Raw genomic sequence first — 16,827 nt, forward strand, 5'->3', positions numbered from 1 at the left:
CGACGCCCGGAAAACGGGCAGTCACGACACGATAAATAAGGAAAACGAATGAACTGGAGATTGGCTTTCGTCGCGGTTCCGGCGCTGTGTGCGGCGCCCGCGTTCGCGTTCGCGCAGGGCAGCGTCACGTTGTACGGGCTCGTCGACGCGGGTATCGACTACACGAACAACGTCGGCGGCCACGGTGCGTGGCAGATGGCGAGCGGCTTCGCGCAAGGCAGCCGCTGGGGGGTGAAGGGCACCGAGGATCTGGGCGGCGGCTACAGCGCGCTGTTCCAGCTCGAGAACGGCTTCAACGTGAACAACGGCACGCTCGCGCAGGGCGGCCGCATGTTCGGGCGGCAGGCGTACGTCGGGCTCGGCAGCGGGCGGTTCGGCACGCTGACGCTCGGCCGGCAATACGATGCGGTGGTCGACTATCTCGCGCCGACGACCGCGAACGGCAGTTGGGGCGTCTATCCGTTCTCGCATCCGCTCGACAACGACAACACCGGCAACACGTTTCGCGTGAACAACACGGTGAAGTATGCGAGCCCGGATTTCGCCGGCTTCTCGTTCGGCGGCACATACAGTTTCAGCAACGACACGGGCTTCGCGAACAACCGGCAATGGAGCGTCGGCGCGCAGTACGAGCAGGGCGGCTTGCTGGTCGGCGCGGCGTTCCTGAATGCGGACAACCCGGGCGCGACGGCGGGCGGTGCGATCGCGGGCGCGGGATCGGTCGGCGCCGATGCGAACTTTGCGTCGGCGCGGCTGCGGATCTTCGGTGCGGGCATCAACTACACGGCGGGGCCCGCGACGGTCGGGTTCGCGTACACGAACAGCAACGTCACGCGGCCGAGCGCGAACGTCGGCTACCTGTTCGGCGACGAAACGATCGAGCCGGTGACCGGCCCGCTCGCGGGCGGCACGGTGTCGTCGATCAAGTACCAGAACTTCGAGGTGAACGGCAAATACCAGTTCACGCCGGCGTTGTTCGTCGGCGCGCAGTACGTGTATACGACGGTGCGCTACGACGCGACGACGGGCAGCGCGAAGCCGAAGATCCATTCGCTCGGGCTGATGGCCGACTACAGCCTGTCGAAGCGCACGGACGTGTACCTGATGGGCGCGTACCAGCGGATCGCGGGCGACGCGACGGGCTCGTCGCTCGACCAGGCCTATGTTCCCGGCGCGGCGGACCTGTCGTCGACCTCGAAGCAGCTGATGGTTCACGCGGGGATCCGTCACAAGTTCTGATGGCGCGATGACGGAAGAGGCGGCGGGCCGAGCGACCCGCCGCCTCGATGCGCTTACTGCGCGACGCGGATCACGACCTTCCCGAAGTGCTGCCCCGACTGCAGATAGGCATACGCCTGCGGCGCTTCGTCGAAGCCGAACACGCGATCGACCACCGGCCGAATCTGCTTCGCGTCGACGAGCCGCACGACGTCGTCGAGCATCGCGCGGCTGCCGACCATGATCCCGTGCAGCTGCCGGATTCCGCCGATCAGCGACAGCAGCCCGAGTTCGGGGCCGGCGAAGCTGCTGAGGCCGCCGATTACCGACACGATGCCGCCCAGCTTCGTCGCGGCGACCGAGCGCGGCAGCGTGTCCTTGCCGCCGACTTCGACGACCAGATCCGCCCCCGCGCCGCCGGTGAGCCGCAGCACCTCGTTTTGCCACTCGGGCGTCGCGCGATAGTTGATGGTGGCGTCAGCCCCGAGTGCGCGGGCGCGCTCGAGCTTCGCATCGCTCGACGACGTGACGATCGTGCGCAGCCCCGCCGCATGCGCGAGTTGCAGCGCGACGATCGACACGCCGCCGGTGCCGAGCAGCACGACGGTCGCGCCGGGCGCGAGGCCGCCGTCGGCGAACAGCGCGTTCCACGCGGTAATCCCCGCGCACGACAGCGTCGCCGCCTCGTCGTAGTTCAGATGCGCGGGAATCGCGACCAGCGCGGCTTCGTCGGAGACGAAATGTTCGGCCAGCACGCCGTCGAACTGCGCGCCGGGCGACCCGGAGACTTTCTGCGGCGTGGGCGGCCCGTCGATCCAGTGCGGGAAGTACGTGTTGATCACGCGATCGCCCGGCTTGAAGCGCGTCACGTCGCGGCCGGTTTCGACGACTTCGCCGGCGCCGTCGGCCACCGGGATCAGCGCGTCCGTGCCGATGCCGAGATAGTCGCCGCGCGCGAACATCAGGTCGCGGTAGTTCAGCCCGGCCGAGTGGATCTTCACGACCACGTCGGTCGGCCCGACCGCGCGGCGTGTCGCGTCGATGCGCCGAAGGCCGGCCACGCCGTCGCCCGGTTTCACTTGCCATGCGTGCATGTCGACTCCTTTTCGAGATAGAGCGGACTATCATAGTGTTGCGCACGCGGACGCATTGGCGAGAATTCGGCCGATGACTGTCGCCTGTGCGGACACAACCCTGTGACCCAACCGGAGCGAAATGGCATGGACGAGCGGCTGAGAGGCGTGGCCGAATTTGTCGACGTGGTGGAGTCGGGCAGCTTCGCGGCGGCCGCGCTGCGGCTCGGCGTCACGCGCTCGGCCGTCGCGAAGGTCGTCGCACGGCTCGAACGCCGCCTCGGCGCGCGGCTCCTGCAACGCACGACCCGCCAGCTCGGCCTGACCGACGAAGGGCTCGTCTATTACGAGCAATGCCGGCGGCTGCTGGCAGAACTCGGCGAGACGGAGGCCGCGCTCGACGCGGGGCAGCGCGAGCCGGCAGGGCGGCTGCGCGTCAGCGTGCCGGTGCTGTTCGGGCGGCAGTGCGTGGCGCCCGTCATGCGGCGCCTCGTCGAGCGCCATCCGCGGCTCGAGATCGACGTATCGTTCAGCGACCGCGTGGCCGACCTGGTCAACGACGGCTTCGACATCGCGGTGCGCATCGGCGAGCTGGCCGATACGAGCGCGCTCGTCGGTCGCAAGCTCGGCGTGCAGCGCATGGGGATCTGCGCGTCGCCCGCGTATCTCGACCGTCATGGCCGACCGACGGGGCTCGACGCGCTCGCGTCGCACGTCGGCATCGCGTATTCGCGCGGCGGGCAACCGACGCCGTGGCGGGTTCTCGGCGCGGACGGCGCGGTGCACGACCATCGCCCGGCCGGCCGCCTGCGGCTCGACGACCTGCAGGCGATCGCCGATGCGGCCGCCGCCGGCGCGGGCCTCGCGTGGCTGCCGTGCTGGCTAATGGCGCCTTACCTGCGCGACGGCCGCCTCGCGCTCGTGATGGACAGCAACAGCGTGTCGGGCGCCGAAGTGTTCGCGGTGCGGCCGGCCTCCCGCCAGGTGCCGTCGAAGGTGCGCGTGGTCATCGATGCGCTCGTCGACGAGATACCGCGCATGCTGGCGTCGGATGAGTGAGGCGGGCGCGGTGCGGCATTCGCGCCGGGGCCGCGCCGCACCGGCTCAATTCGCGGTCCGATGCGGATTGCAGTCCACCGAATACTCCGCGTGCTCGCCATTGACGTGCAGGACCAGCGTCGCCATGCAGATGTCGCCCGAATCGACGCTCAGCCGCAGCGTCGCGAGCGGCCGGTCCTCGCCGCCGGCGAGTCGCGATTCGCCGGAGCGTGTGAGCGAGGCCGAGCCGGCGCCGCCGGTTTTGGTGATGCGCAGGCTGTACGACACGTCGACCGGCGCGGCCGCCCGCACGTGCGGCACGATGTTCACACCGCCTGCACTGGCGGCGATGTCGAAATAGGCGTTGAGATCGTGAATGCCGACCATGATCGTCCCCTGTGGAATGAAAAAAAGGCCGAACGGGCAACCGTCCGGCCTTTTCGTGACACCGGCGGTGCTCAGTGCTGCTTGATCGACGCGGTGTTGAAGGCGCCCGTCTGGTTGATGCTCGCGTAGTTGCCGTTGCCTTGCTGCAGCAGCGTGGCGTTGTTGCCGAAGCCGATCTGCGTCACGTAGCCCTGGTTGCCCGTGCCCGACACTTGCGACGCGTTGATGATGTTGAAAGCACCGGTTTGCGAGAGGCTCAACAGGTCATCCGCACCCGTCTGCGACGCATTGGCGTAGTTGCCGATGTCGCCCGACTGGCTCACCGTCGTCGACGAACCCGATGCCGATTGCGCCACCGACGCCACGTTGTCCGCCGAAGCCTGCGTGATGGATGCCGTCGAACCGTTCGAGCTGTTCTGCGAGATCGACGCCGTGTTGAACGCGGCCGTTTGCGTGATGGACGCGCTGTTGCCGTAACCGTACTGCTGCGTGATCGTTGCGTTGTTCGACGCGGCCGACTGGTTGATCGTCGCGCTGTCGCCGGATTCGAACCACTGGTTGACCGTGGCGTTGTTGCCGTCGGCGGTCTGCGTGATCGACGTCGCGTTGCCGGCCGCCGCGAGCTGGTGCACCGTGGCGTTGCTGCCGCTCACGCCGCCCGATTGCGAAATCGTCGTCGAGTTGCCGGCGCCGAACGACGAATTCACGGTGGCGGTTGCGGTGCCGCTCTGGGTCGTCGTGACCTGGTCGCCAATCTCGCCGAACTGCGTCACGCTGGCGTTGGTCGTGCCGCCCGTTTGCGTGATCGACGTCGCGTTCCCGCCGCCCCAGGTCGTCTGGACGTTCGCGGTGCCGTTGTTGCCGGTCTGCGTGATGCCGACGGTGTTGCCGATCGTATCCGTCTGCGTGACGTTCGCGGTGTTGACGATCGCCGACTGGCTCGGCGAGCCCTGGTTGATCGTCACGGAGTTCCAGCCGCCGCCCTGCTGCGTGATCGACGCGCTGTTGAGGTAGGTGTACTGGTTGATCGTGTTGGTGTCGTATTGCGGGCCGCCCGTGTAGACCGACGTCGTCTGCGTGATGGTCGCCGAGAAGTCGCCGCCACCGGACTGCGTCACGTAGTTCCGCTCATGCGACGTGCCCGTCTGCGACACGTTCACGCTCGAATACGGCTCCGCCCACCCGGAGGTCTGCTGGATCACGGTCGTGTCGCCGCTGCCGCCCGCGGTCGTCACGTTGGCGACGAACCCGTAATGGGGATCGTCGGCTGCTGCCCACTGGTTGATCGACACCGAATCACCGCTCGTCGCCGTCTGTTCGACGGTGGCCGAGTTGAAGCTGCCGATTTGACCGACGCTCACGTTGTTACCCGACGAATCGGCCTGTGCGGCAGCCGATGCGAGCATCAGCACTGCGATTGCGATTGCAGACTTGGTCACCTTCATTTCTTGCTCCTGATTCGAAAGAAAATTCGCCGGAAAAGTGGGTCTTCGCCGGCACCCCCGCCAATTGAGGACGCTCTCACGTCCCACACGTCACACCACTTGAAGCAAAGCACCTGCAAACTGCATGACCGTTACCGCGTCAGCACCGTCGCGCGTGCACCGTTGCCGGTCTGGATCACCTGGATGCCGGTGTTCGATCCGCCCTGCACGAGGTTCACCGCGTTGTTGCTGCCGTTCTGCGTGACGCGCGCCGACAGCGACGTGCCGACCTGTGTCGAGTCGACCGAATTGCCCGCGCCGTTCTGTTGCACCTGCAACGTGTTGCCGTTGCCGCGCTGCGTCGCATTCAGCTTGTTGCCGACGCCGGCCTGCGACGCCGCGATCCAGTTCTGCGCCCCGGCCTGCCGCGCGACGATCGCGTTGCCGTCGCCGGCCTGCCAGATCAGCGCGCCGTTGTGGCCCGCCTGGTCCAGCGACGCGGCATTGCCGACACCGCTCTGGCGGACCGCGACGATGTTGCCGCTGTAGTCGAATGCCGGTTCGGGCGGGCCGAGGTCGTTGAGCGGCACGGGGGCCGCTGCAGCCGCCTGCATCGTTGCCGCTGCCCACACGGTCGCGAGCACCCGCCACGCCGCGCGGGCGCGCCCGTTCCGATCACGCTGTCGATTCATCATGTGTTCTCCGCTGGCCGGCCTGCGCCGGTTAATGAGTGGACGCGCCCTGGCGATCGATCTTCTGCGGGTCGTACGCGGTGTTCGCGTCCTCCATGTCCTGCGCGTATTTCCGGTCTTCCTGCAGATACCGCTGCATCGTCGGGTCGTACCAGTCCTGGTCGTTCTTCAGCGCCCAGGTCTGGTTCGCGACCCCCTGGACGATCAGGTGCGTGAGCGCCGATTCGATCGCCTCGTTCACGCAGATCTGCGCGGGTTCGTTACGCGTCAGCCCGGCTTCCGCCTGCAGCAGGTCCTTGAAGCCGACGAAGCGATAGATGCCCGTGTCGACCTGGTAGGAGTAGACGGTCTTGGTCGTCGACACGCTGTTGAGCACCTGGCCCGTGCGGATGTCGATCGCGCGCAGGTTGACCGTGACCTGGTCGATCCGGTATTGCGTCGATCCGCTGATCCCGAGGTACGCGACGCCGGCCCCGCCGGTCCGGACGTTCGTGTCGTAGCCGACGATGCCGCCCTCGAGCACGATGTTCGCGGGCGTCAGCGGCGCCATCGCATCGTTCTGCGCCTTCTTCGCATCCGCGCCGTCGGTGGCGCGCATGATCTTGCGTTCGGTCAGCAGGTCCTGCAGGTTCTCGCGTTCCACCGGCGTGAACCAGCCGGAGTCGCGCATCGCCTTGACGAGGAACGACGCGCCGCCCTGCGTGACCTGCGACGAGAAGGAGCTGTCGGGCGACGCCTTGTACTGCCCGGTCAGATCGCGAAAGCCGTACACGGCCGCGACGATCTTGCCCTTCGGCGGCGGCAGGTGCGTGAGGTCGCGCGTGGTGCGCGTCGGCGGCGTCAGCGTCGCGTTGCTCAACGCCGGCATCGGCCGCGTGACGCAGCCGGCCAGCGCCAGCAGCAACACCGCGCCCATGGCGACCCGTGTCATCCCCGTGTTCAAGCGTGTGCGTTCAGCATTTTTTTTCATGATTCGCTCAGTCGTTTTTTGATTTATTGGCCGTTGCTGACGATGAACGTCGAGGTCGCACCCGTCGTCTTGTCGGTGGTCGTCACCTGCAGGTTGCCGTTGCCGGCCGCACTCACGACGATCGTGAAGTTGCCCGTGCTGATCGTCCCCGGCTTGAGCTCGCCGTTGGTGCCGACGATCGAGTTCGTCACCGAGCCGGCGACGCGCGACAGGATCGCCTGCTGCAGCTGCGCATTGAACTGGTCGAGCGATGACGTGGACGTCGGCGATGAAAAGGCCGACAGCGACGGATCCGTGTGCTTGTTCTGCGCGTTGGCCTCGTTGAGCAGATTGGGGCCGTTTGCCGGGTTGCCGCCGAAATTCGGGTTGTTCGGCTGATAAACCAGCGTCGACGACCACGCATACGGCGACACCGCCGTCATCGCGACCAGGGCGATCAAGCTCAATCTGATTCGATTCATTTTCCCCAACCCCCGTTTTTGATTAATCGATTAAATTTCGTCTTTGGCCAGATCCGAATCGGGAAACAGCAAATTCGACAGATCGTCCTGAATGACCGTCTGAAAGGAAATGCCGGCGGCGCTTTCGGCCACGGCCTTGACGTTTGCCCGTGCGATCGGCAGGAAAGTCTGGAATACGCGCTTTTGCTGGAATTCGACCCAGATCAGGCTGCCGTAACGCCCGGACGGGCGTTCGTGAATGGCGACCATGTAGCGCTCGCTCAGCGGGATTTCCGACCACGTCTGCGAGAAGTAGGTATAGAAATCGCGGCCGGCGAGCGTCACGGCATCGGTCGTGACCGTGCCGCCGAGCTGGTCCTCCGGGAGGGCGTGGCGGGTGGCGGCCCGGGCGCCCGCCGATGCGGCGCCGGCGGCCGGCTTCGCCGCGGCCGGGCCCGCGCCGGGCGCGGGCGTCGGTGCTTCAAGGACGCGTTCGGCGTTCAGCAGCGTCGAGGGCGGCGCAATCGGATGCCCGCCGTTTACCGCCGCGGACGGCGGTGCGTCGACGGTGTCTTGTGCCTGCGTGCGCGCCGTCGCGAATAGCGACAGGCACGTCACGGCCCCCCAGGCCAATCGCCTCCTTGCGCTCGATACCATTTCCCCGACCCCGGAATCATTTGTACGAAATAAGGCCCCGCCCGATTTTCGGGTTATTCGTTCCTGGTGGAACGCGGCACATGGTGGGGGGAGTCAGCAAGAGGCATGCCTGCCGTTGTTTTAAACGGTATATTTTGTTAAGTCGTTATTCGTCTAATTTTTGAGTTGCATATTTTCGTCACGTAAAACGTTTGCGAGTTCGATATTCATTAACAAGCTTTCTTTTATAAATAGATCATTACAGTTTAATCAGACGATATTTTCTAAAAATCGTGATTTAAAAATTCCTGACGATGCAGAGGCGGAGAAAACGTAACGTATTGCTACGGGTTCGGCCGTAACGACACGACGTAACGTCCCGTTACGCACGTGAAATCGTCCGACGAAAGCGCGGGTTCCGGTGCTCGCGACGATTCCCGCGCGCCGGTTTCGGCGCGCATCGCGCTCGCGCACATGTGTGTGCGCTGATGTCGGGCATTCTGTTTGCGCGCATATTCCGTCACCCCGTTAGCATGTGACGAATCGGACTTTGGTTGCCGCGTACGCGACGCTAAGATCGCCGATCCCGTAGATCGAGCGTTCCAGAACAATGAAAAAGTCCGCGTCGCCGTTGCATGCTTTTCGTTTCCGTGTCGTCTGCGCCGCGATTGCCGGCGCGATGTCGCTCGCGTCGTGCGGCGGCGTCGACAGCGATACGCCGTCGTCCCCGACGAACACCACGCCGCCGCTGGCCGCGAAACGCCCGAACATCCTGTACATCATGGCCGACGATCTCGGCTATTCCGACATCCATGCATTCGGCGGCGAGATCAACACGCCGAACCTCGACGCGCTCGTCGCGTCGGGCCGCATCCTGTCGAACCATCACACGGGCACCGTCTGCGCGATCACGCGCGCGATGCTGGTGTCCGGCACCGACCACCATCTCGTCGGCGAAGGCACGATGGGCGTGCCGACCGACGAACGGCGCGGGCTGCCAGGCTACGAGGGCTACCTGAATGACCGTGCGTTGTCGTTCGCACAACTATTGAAGGATGCCGGCTACCACACGTACATCGCGGGCAAGTGGCACATCGGCTCGGGGATCGTCGGCAGTGCGACGGGCAGCGGGCAGACGCCCGACCAGTGGGGCTTCGAGCGCAGCTACGTGCTGCTCGGCGGCGCGGCGACGAATCACTTCGCGCACGAGCCGGCCGGCTCGTCGAACTACACGGAAGACGGCCGCTACGTGCAGCCTGGCCAGCCCGGGCAGCCGGGCGGCACGGGCGGCAGCCCGGCCGTGTTCTATTCGACCGACTTCTATACGCAGAAGCTGATCTCGTACATCGATTCGAACCAGCGCGACGGCAAGCCGTTCTTCGCGTACGCGGCCTACACGTCGCCGCACTGGCCGCTGCAGGTGCCCGAGCCATGGCTGCACAAGTACGCGGGCGTGTATGACGCCGGCTACGATGCGATCCGCAACGCTCGGATCACGCGGCAGAAGGCGCTCGGCCTGATTCCCGCCGATTTCAAGCCGTTCGACGGCCTGCCTGAAACCACGGCGGCGTCGCCCGCGACCGCGAACAACGGCACGGCCGCCGCGAAATACATCAGCGCGGTGCATTCGGCCGCGGACGGCTACAGCGACTACGGCCCCGGCAAGGTCGACAAGCTGTGGTCGAGCCTGTCGCCGGCCGAGCGCAAGGCTCAGGCGCGCTACATGGAGATCTATGCGGGCATGGTCGAGAACCTCGACTACAACATCGGCCTGCTGATCCAGCACCTGAAGGACATCGGCGAATACGACAACACGTTCATCATGTTCCAGTCGGACAACGGCGCGGAAGGCTGGCCGATCGATTCGGGCGCCGATCCGACGGCGACCGATACCGCGAACGGGCAGGACCCGATCTATTCGACGCTCGGCACCGACAACGGCAAGCAGAACGCGCAGCGCCTGCAGTACGGGTTGCGCTGGGCCGAAGTGAGCGCGTCGCCGTTCCGGCTCACGAAGGGCTATTCGGCCGAAGGCGGCGTCTCGACGCCGACGATCGTGCGCCTGCCGGGCCAGACGCAGCAGTTGCCGACGCTGCGCGCGTTCACGCACGTGACCGACAACACGGCGACGTTCCTCGCGGTCGCGGGCGTCACGCCGCCGTCGCAGCCGGCGCCGCCGCTCGTCAACACGCTGACGGGCGTCGACCAGAACAAGGGCAAGGTCGTCTACAACAACCGCTACGTGTATCCGGTCACCGGCCAGTCGCTGCTGCCGGTGCTGACGGGCACGGCGACGGGCGAGGTGCATACCGCGCCGTTCGGCGACGAAGCGTACGGCCGCGCGTACCTGCGCAGCGCCGACGGCCGCTGGAAGGCGTTGTGGACCGAGCCGCCGCTCGGGCCGCTCGACGGTCACTGGCAGCTGTACGACCTCGCGGCGGATCGCGGCGAGACGACCGACGTGTCCGCGCAGAACCCGTCGGTGGTCAGCACGCTCGTCGACCAGTGGAAGACCTACATGAGCAACGTCGGCGGTGTCGAACCGCTGCGTCCGCGCGGCTACTACTGAAGCCGGGAGCGACACGATGCGGTTCCGGTTCTGGACCATCGGCGCGGCGCTGGCCGCCACGCTGTTCGCCGCCGCGTTCGCGGCCGGCTATGCGAATCCCGTCGCGCCGGCGGGCGGCGCCTTCGACGACGCGAATCGCGGCCGCGCGCTCGCGCCGCTCGGCTCGGAGCGACAGTGCGCGCGCTATTCGGGGTTGCCGGCCGGATGGCGCGACGACCCGAAAGCCGGGATGGTGCACCTGCGCGGCGGCGCGTTCGTGTTCGGCAGCACGCGCGGCTATGCGGACGAGCGCCCAGCGGGCGACGGCCGCACGCGTGTCGGCGGGTTCTGGATCGACCAGACCGACGTGACGATCGCGCAGTTCGCCGCGTTCGTGCAGGCGACCGGTTACGTGACCGAGGCCGAGCAGCAGGATGGGGCGGCCGTGTTCCATGTGCCGACGCGCGACGAGATGAACGCGCGCGATCTTGCCTGGTGGTCGTGGGTGAAGGGCGCGTCGTGGCGTCATCCGCACGGGCCGGGCAGCGGCATCGACGGGCTCGGCAACCTGCCCGTCACGCTCGTCACGCAGCGCGATGCGCTCGCGTATGCGCGCTGGCTCGGCCGCGACCTGCCGACCGAAGCCGAATGGGAATACGCGGGCAAGGCCGGCCGCGACGACGCAGCGCTCGACGCGGCGCCGCGCGATGCGCAGGGCAAGCCGGCCGCGAACTACTGGCAGGGCGTGTTCCCGGTGCTCGATACGGCCGAGGACGGCCATGCGGGGCTCGCGCCCGTCGGCTGCTACGCGGCGAACGGGTTCCGGCTCTACGACATGATCGGCAATGCGTGGGAATGGACCAAGGACGCATACACGGGCCCGCATCAGTCGCATACGAACGGCGACACGGCGGCCGTCGCGCCGCCGACGCGGAAGCACGATACGCCGATGGTCATCAAGGGCGGCTCGTTCCTGTGCTCGCGCGATTACTGCGTGCGCTATCGTGCGTCGTCGCGCGAACAGCAGGAAGCCGATCTCGGCGCGTCGCATATCGGGTTTCGCACGATTCTGAGGGATGCAACATGAGGCGGGTCGTGCATGACGTGGGCGCGTGGCTGCTGGCCGCGTGTGTAATCGTTCATTCGGGTTTGACCGTGGCCGCCGAATCGGCCGCACCGGCGGTACGTGTCGGCGTGACGCGCGGCGTGCATGCGCAGATCCTCGACGAAGTGAAGCGGGTCGCCGCATCGCGAGGATTCGGCATTGACGTCGTCGAATTCGACGATGCATCGCGCATCGACGCGGCGCTGGCCGACGGCCGGATCGACGCAGCCAGTTTCGAGGATGCACATCAGCTTGCGGCGACGCGCGCGCAGAAACGCTACGCGCTGGCCGAAGTCGCGCCGACCGTCACGCTGCCGATGGCGCTCTATTCACGCAAGCTGAAGAACCTGAACGAACTGCAGCCCGGTGCGACGGTCGCGATTCCCGCCGATCCGCGCGGGATGGCGCGCGCGCTCGTGCTGCTGCAGAACGACACGCTGGTGACGCTGCGCGAGCGGGCCGGCCTGCATGCGACGCTGCGCGACGTGACCGGCAACCGGCTCGGGCTGAAGCTCGTCGCGCTGCGGCGCGATCGCCTTTATGCTGCGCTCGACACGGCCGCGTTCGTCGCGATCGACAGCGACGATGCCGCGCGTGCCGGGCTGCAACCCGCACGCGACAGCATCAGCATCGAGGATGCGCGCTCGCCGTATGCGAACGTGCTGACGGTGCGCGAGGCCGATCGCGCGAAGCCGTGGGTCACGCAGCTCGTCGCCGCGTATCACTCGGACGACGTCGCGCGCTTCATCCTTACGCGCTACCAGGATTCGGTGCGGCGGCCGTGGTAGACACCTGGCTGCTCGCGTGCAACGCCTGCGGACGCTGCTGCAACAGCGCGCCGACGCTGTCGTTGCGCGAACTGTTCCGGCACGGGCACCGCTTCGTCGGTGCGCTGACGATCCGTCGCGTGCCGACGCGGCGAACCGGCGAGCGCTGGCGTGCGGGCGGCCGCGAGCACGCGCTCGATGCGGACGACGTCGCGGCTTCCGATGCGCTGTCGGCGCGGTTGTTTCATCGCAGCGGCGGCGCGGGGAGCGAATGGATCGCGCTGACGCTGCAGGGCTACGACTATCCGTCGCTCGGCCGTTGCGCGGCGCTGGCCGACGACGGGCGCTGCAGCGTGCATGCGGACAAGCCGTCGATCTGCCGCGCGGTGCCGCTCGATCCGATGCTGCCCGACCGCTTGCAGTCGCGCGTGCTGGCCGCGCGGCGCGACGATGCCGGATGGCTCGGCGCGAACTGCATCGTCGAAACGGCGAGCGCGCAATCTTCCGTTGAATCGTCATTCCCGATTCCGCTGGTGACGGCCGGAGAGGTCGCGGACCGCGCGGCGCTCGACGCGTATCGCGATGCGCTGGTATTCGAGCGCGCGGTGTGGCGAGATGCGGTGTTCGCATCGTTGACCGATGGCGGGCAGTATGTGCGGCATGCCCTGTCGCGGCTCGCGCCCGGCGGCTACCTGACCGTGTCGATCGTGCCGGTGCTGCTGGCCGTTGCGTCGATATCCGCGCATTGCCGCGTGCTGTGTCAGACCTTCATCGACGCGCAACTCGCATTGATCGGCATGAACATCGAAGCAGCCCTCGCGCGCCGTCACGCCGACGACCGCCCCGCGACGCGCGAGTTGCGCGGCTTCGCGCAGGCGCTTGAACGGGCACGGCACGCCCTGGCCGCGATGCCGGCGCCGGCGGCCGGCGTGCGGGAAGACGCCCCACGCATCGACGCGTGGCTCGCCGATCGGCCCGACTTCGATACGCTCGCTGCGTAACGACGGCGGCCTGCCGCACCTGCCTTACAATCGGCGCTCTTTCAATCGCTTTCGATGGAGCGGGCATGTACGCGTCGACCTTCATTTTCCGCGCCGGGCATGTACGCGTCGACCTTCATTTTCCGCGCCGGGCAATACGACGACGAATTCCACCGGCTCGACCGGCAGATCGCCGACATGGCGCGCGCGACGCCCGGCTATCTCGGCGAGGAGACGTGGGAGAACGCCGCATCGGGGCTGATCCAGAACGTCTATTACTGGGAGTCGGAGGCGGCGCTGCAGCAACTGATGCAGCACCCGGCGCACCTCGAGGCGAAGACGAAACAGGCGCGCTGGCTGGACGGCTATCGCGTCGTGATTTCGAAAGTGTTGCGCGAGTATGGCGACGGCAAGCTCGCGCAGCCGCATGCGGGGCAGTCCGCCTGAATGGCTGTCTGATTCATTTCTTTCGCATTACGGATCAATAACGCGGTATTGCACCGGGAAACCCGCATCCATACGCGGGTTTTCGCGACCTCGCGTGCAATCAATTCTTCATCAAGCATGGCTAAGGTGGCGGGGCTTCACGTCGTCAGTCTGTCCACCCACAACGTCCTCACTCGCTGTCGTACGGAGCCTTGTCCATGCCGAATCTCGCCTTGTCCGCGAAGCGCCGCCGCGCGCTGCGCGATCGTACCGTTCCCGTCTTTGCACTCACGCTGATCGCCGCGAGCATCGGCGCGCACGCAGCTCCGCACGACAACGACGGCGACAGCCGTTTCGAGCCGGGTTTCGTGCCGGGCTTCCTGGTTCTCAGCCGCAGCGTGTACGACAACGTGTCGAGCAACGTCCAGCCCGGCGCGATCCTGCCGCCGAACTGCGCGAAGACCACCGGCGGGTGCGGCGCGGCATCCGGCGCACCGAACGACGGCACCTATCCGACCGTGTGGAACAACGACCGCTACGACGGCAGCTTCGGCATCACGTCGCGCATCTTCCTCGACCAGATCACGCCGGCCGGCGGTGTCGTCAGCACGCTCGAAGTGCCGAACAGCCTGCAGAAAGGCTTCGCGCACGACCAGATGGTGACGAGCTTCAGCTCGAAGTCGGAACTCGGCCTGCACCTGTCGCTCGACGGCCGCTACCTGACGTTCATGGGTTACGTTGCGCCGGTCAATGCGATCGACGTGTCGAACTCGAACACGCCGCTCGCGGTCGACACGACCAACCCGGACGGGCAGAACTTCTATCGCGCGATCGCGCGCATCGATCGCCACGGGCATTTCCGCTTCACCGAGACGAACGCGTACAGCGGCAACAACGGCCGCGCGGCGATCCTGAACGATCGCGACGGCCGCGAGATCTACTACACGTCGGGCAACGCCGGCAACGGCGCGAACCCGCAGCCGGAGAACGTGATCCTCGGCGCGGGCGCGCAGCTCATCGACGGCGCGAAGCATCACGAAGCGCAGCAGGATCCGGGCGTGCCGACGCCGCTCGCGAGCTTTTCGGTCACGGAGCTCGGCGCGAAGGCCGACAAGATCGGCAAGGACGACAACTTCCGCGGCATCGCGGTGCACGACAACGTCGTGTACTACACGAAGGGCAGCGGCGGCAACGGCGTGAACACCGTGTACTTCGTCGATACGACCGGCACCGCGTGCCCGTCGGGCGTCGGCGTGCCGTCGCCGAAGGCCGTGCTGCCGACGGCGCCGCTTGCATACAACGCCGCCACTGTGCAAACGGCTGGCCTGCCGAACAACATGTGCGTGCTGGCCGGCTTCCCGAGCACGCCGAACAAGACCGCGACGACGCTTGCCTATCCGTTCGGGATCTGGTTCGCCGACGCGAACACGCTGTATGTCGCGGACGAAGGCGACGGCTACACGGGCGGCGCGGACCTGTACACGCACGCCGCCGCGCAGACGACGGCGGGCCTGCAGAAGTGGGTCTACGACGCGGGTGCGAAGCAGTGGAAGCTCGCGTACACGCTGCAGAACGGGTTGAACCTCGGCCAGCCGTATTCGGTTGCCGGCTACCCGGCGGGCAACAATTCGGCGACGGGCCTGCCGTGGGCACCGGCGACGGCCGGCCTGCGCAACCTGACGGGCCGAGTCGAGCGCGACGGCACGGTGACGATCTGGGCGATTACGTCGACCGTCAGCGGCAACGGCGACGTCGGTGCGGATCCGAACCGGTTGGTGGCCGTGCGTGACGTGTTGAAGAACACGAGTGCGGCCACGGCTGCGCATGAGCAATTCGCGGTGCTGCGGACTGCGAAGTTTGCGGAAGTGCTGCGGGGGATCGAGTTCGCGCCGGGGACGGATACGGGGCGGTGGCGCTGAAGCAGGAGACCCCCCCGGCTGATTGATGCCGGGTGACAGGGGCACGGCCGCGCGTTTGTGTGGCCGTGCCCTTCGACTTCGTCGTGGTACGGATTCAGCCGGCGCGTTGCGGGATGCCCGGCCTCGCCTCCACCGGCCCGCACCGCATCAAAGCGCCTCAACCAGCAACCGCTTGCTCTTCTCGCAATACTCGTGACACGCTGCCCGCGCCGCAATCGACGCGCCATGCACGAACCGCGGCGCATCGGCCCGCCGCGACATCGACACGACGATCGACGGCGGCGACGGCTGCAGCGGTAACTCGACGACTTCACCACTTTCGATCAACGCGTCGACGAACAGCACCGGAATCGCCGCCACGCCAAACCCGTCGCGCACGAGCTGCACGATCACCGAGATCGACGGCGACCCGGTGATGCGCGTGTCCGACAACGGCACGCCATGCGCATGCGCGAGCGTGCGGACGATATCTTCGAGCGCACGATGCGGCGCCGTACCGCGCCCGTAAGTGAGAATCGGCTGCCGCAGCACCTGCCTGGCGAGCCCCGTGCGCGTATTCGGCAGCAGCCCCGCGCGCGCGATCCAGCGCACCGGATAGTTCGCGAGCGCATCGCACACGACCGACGCCTCGTCGCTGCCTTCCACGCGGATGATCAGGTCGAGTTCGCCGGCCATCAGCCGGCGCTGCAGCACGACGCTGACGTCGACGGTCAGGTCGATCTCGAGCTGCGGATAGTCGGCCGCCAGCCGCCGCATGTAGTGCGGCAGCCAGCTGTGCACGACGGTCTCGATCACGCCGAGCCGCAGCTTGCCGCGCAGCGGGCGCTCGCCGGAGGCCGCGGCCTGCAGCTCCTGCGTCGCCTCGACCACCGCCTTCGCATAGCCGAGCAGGTATTCGCCGTTCGGCGTGAGCCGGAATTCGCGGCTGTCGCGGTCGACGAGTACCGTCTGCAGTTCGTCCTCGAGCGCCTTCAGGCGCTGCGAGATCGCGGCCGGCGTCGCGTGCAGCGCGGCGGCCGTCGTGCGGAAGTTGCGCAGCTTCGCGAGCGTGACGAAGGTTTCGAGAAAACGCGTGTTCATGGCGGTCGGACGGAGGGTGAGCGCGCACTTTGCCGGTGAGGAAAAGTGAACGGAGCCGGGGAAAACCCCGAGATCCGTTAAGAAATTCTATACACGAAGCGCAAAAAAACTCGTTGGCGACAAA

General features: G+C 66.9%; 16 protein-coding genes. 8 read left to right on the plus strand and 8 right to left on the minus strand.

Features of this window, described 5'->3' with window-relative positions; all coding sequences use genetic code 11:
- Positions 1-48: 48 nt before the first annotated feature.
- On the plus strand, positions 49-1,239 hold the full coding sequence (locus CFB41_RS19805; RefSeq protein WP_089457613.1) for a porin: 1,191 nt from the start codon (positions 49-51) through the stop codon (positions 1,237-1,239).
- Between the two features lie 53 nt (positions 1,240-1,292).
- On the opposite strand, the gene CFB41_RS19810 is transcribed toward CFB41_RS19805, so the two are convergent.
- On the minus strand, positions 1,293-2,312 hold the full coding sequence (locus CFB41_RS19810; RefSeq protein WP_089457614.1) for an NAD(P)-dependent alcohol dehydrogenase: 1,020 nt from the start codon (positions 2,310-2,312) through the stop codon (positions 1,293-1,295).
- A 126-nt stretch (positions 2,313-2,438) separates the two neighbouring features.
- On the opposite strand from CFB41_RS19810, the gene CFB41_RS19815 reads away from it, so the two are divergent.
- The gene (locus CFB41_RS19815) at positions 2,439-3,350 is read left to right on the plus strand and encodes a LysR family transcriptional regulator (RefSeq protein ID WP_089457615.1); all 912 of its coding nucleotides are present in this window, start codon (positions 2,439-2,441) and stop codon (positions 3,348-3,350) included.
- A 45-nt stretch (positions 3,351-3,395) separates the two neighbouring features.
- Here the strand turns inward: CFB41_RS19815 and csgH are convergent, their stop codons facing one another.
- The 6 genes from csgH to CFB41_RS19845 form a co-directional block, all read right to left on the minus strand.
- Positions 3,396-3,716, minus strand: a complete 321-nt coding sequence (gene csgH / locus CFB41_RS19820; protein ID WP_089457616.1) for a curli-like amyloid fiber formation chaperone CsgH — start codon at positions 3,714-3,716, stop codon at positions 3,396-3,398.
- 71 nt (positions 3,717-3,787) lie between these two features.
- A complete protein-coding gene (locus CFB41_RS19825; RefSeq protein ID WP_089457617.1) occupies positions 3,788-5,161 on the minus strand; it encodes a hypothetical protein in 1,374 nt (457 codons plus the stop codon).
- 131 nt (positions 5,162-5,292) lie between these two features.
- The gene (locus CFB41_RS19830) at positions 5,293-5,835 is read right to left on the minus strand and encodes a hypothetical protein (RefSeq protein WP_089443254.1); all 543 of its coding nucleotides are present in this window, start codon (positions 5,833-5,835) and stop codon (positions 5,293-5,295) included.
- Between the two features lie 28 nt (positions 5,836-5,863).
- Positions 5,864-6,763 carry a CsgG/HfaB family protein gene (locus CFB41_RS19835; RefSeq protein ID WP_089458930.1) on the minus strand — a complete coding sequence of 300 codons (900 nt, stop codon included), beginning with the start codon at positions 6,761-6,763 and terminating at the stop codon, positions 5,864-5,866.
- Between the two features lie 62 nt (positions 6,764-6,825).
- Entirely contained in the window at positions 6,826-7,248 is a 423-nt protein-coding gene (locus tag CFB41_RS19840; protein WP_223274286.1) for a curli assembly protein CsgF, read from the minus strand.
- Between the two features lie 45 nt (positions 7,249-7,293).
- Positions 7,294-7,899 carry a CsgE family curli-type amyloid fiber assembly protein gene (locus tag CFB41_RS19845; protein ID WP_089457618.1) on the minus strand — a complete coding sequence of 202 codons (606 nt, stop codon included), beginning with the start codon at positions 7,897-7,899 and terminating at the stop codon, positions 7,294-7,296.
- Between the two features lie 589 nt (positions 7,900-8,488).
- On the opposite strand from CFB41_RS19845, the gene CFB41_RS19850 reads away from it, so the two are divergent.
- From CFB41_RS19850 to CFB41_RS19875, 6 genes are all read left to right on the plus strand, one after another.
- Complete coding sequence (locus tag CFB41_RS19850) at positions 8,489-10,447, plus strand: arylsulfatase (RefSeq protein ID WP_089457619.1); 1,959 nt, start codon at positions 8,489-8,491, stop codon at positions 10,445-10,447.
- 16 nt (positions 10,448-10,463) lie between these two features.
- Positions 10,464-11,513, plus strand: coding sequence for a formylglycine-generating enzyme family protein (locus CFB41_RS19855; protein ID WP_089457620.1), 1,050 nt, complete (start codon positions 10,464-10,466; stop codon positions 11,511-11,513).
- Entirely contained in the window at positions 11,510-12,319 is an 810-nt protein-coding gene (locus CFB41_RS19860) for a MetQ/NlpA family lipoprotein (protein WP_089457621.1), read from the plus strand. The genes CFB41_RS19855 and CFB41_RS19860 overlap by 4 nt, the downstream gene beginning before the upstream one ends.
- Positions 12,313-13,299 (plus strand): YkgJ family cysteine cluster protein, encoded by a 987-nt coding sequence (locus tag CFB41_RS19865; RefSeq protein WP_089457622.1) that lies wholly within the window; start codon positions 12,313-12,315, stop codon positions 13,297-13,299. Before CFB41_RS19860 ends, CFB41_RS19865 begins: the two co-directional genes overlap by 7 nt.
- 99 nt (positions 13,300-13,398) lie before the next feature.
- Positions 13,399-13,725, plus strand: coding sequence for an antibiotic biosynthesis monooxygenase (locus tag CFB41_RS19870; protein ID WP_089443247.1), 327 nt, complete (start codon positions 13,399-13,401; stop codon positions 13,723-13,725).
- Between the two features lie 197 nt (positions 13,726-13,922).
- Complete coding sequence (locus CFB41_RS19875) at positions 13,923-15,623, plus strand: hypothetical protein (protein WP_089457623.1); 1,701 nt, start codon at positions 13,923-13,925, stop codon at positions 15,621-15,623.
- 147 nt (positions 15,624-15,770) lie between these two features.
- Here the strand turns inward: CFB41_RS19875 and CFB41_RS19880 are convergent, their stop codons facing one another.
- Positions 15,771-16,703, minus strand: coding sequence for a LysR family transcriptional regulator (locus tag CFB41_RS19880; protein WP_089457624.1), 933 nt, complete (start codon positions 16,701-16,703; stop codon positions 15,771-15,773).
- Between the last annotated feature and the right edge of the window lie 124 nt (positions 16,704-16,827).

It is taken from the genome of Burkholderia sp. AU33803 (assembly GCF_002223095.1).
GTDB lineage: Bacteria > Pseudomonadota > Gammaproteobacteria > Burkholderiales > Burkholderiaceae > Burkholderia.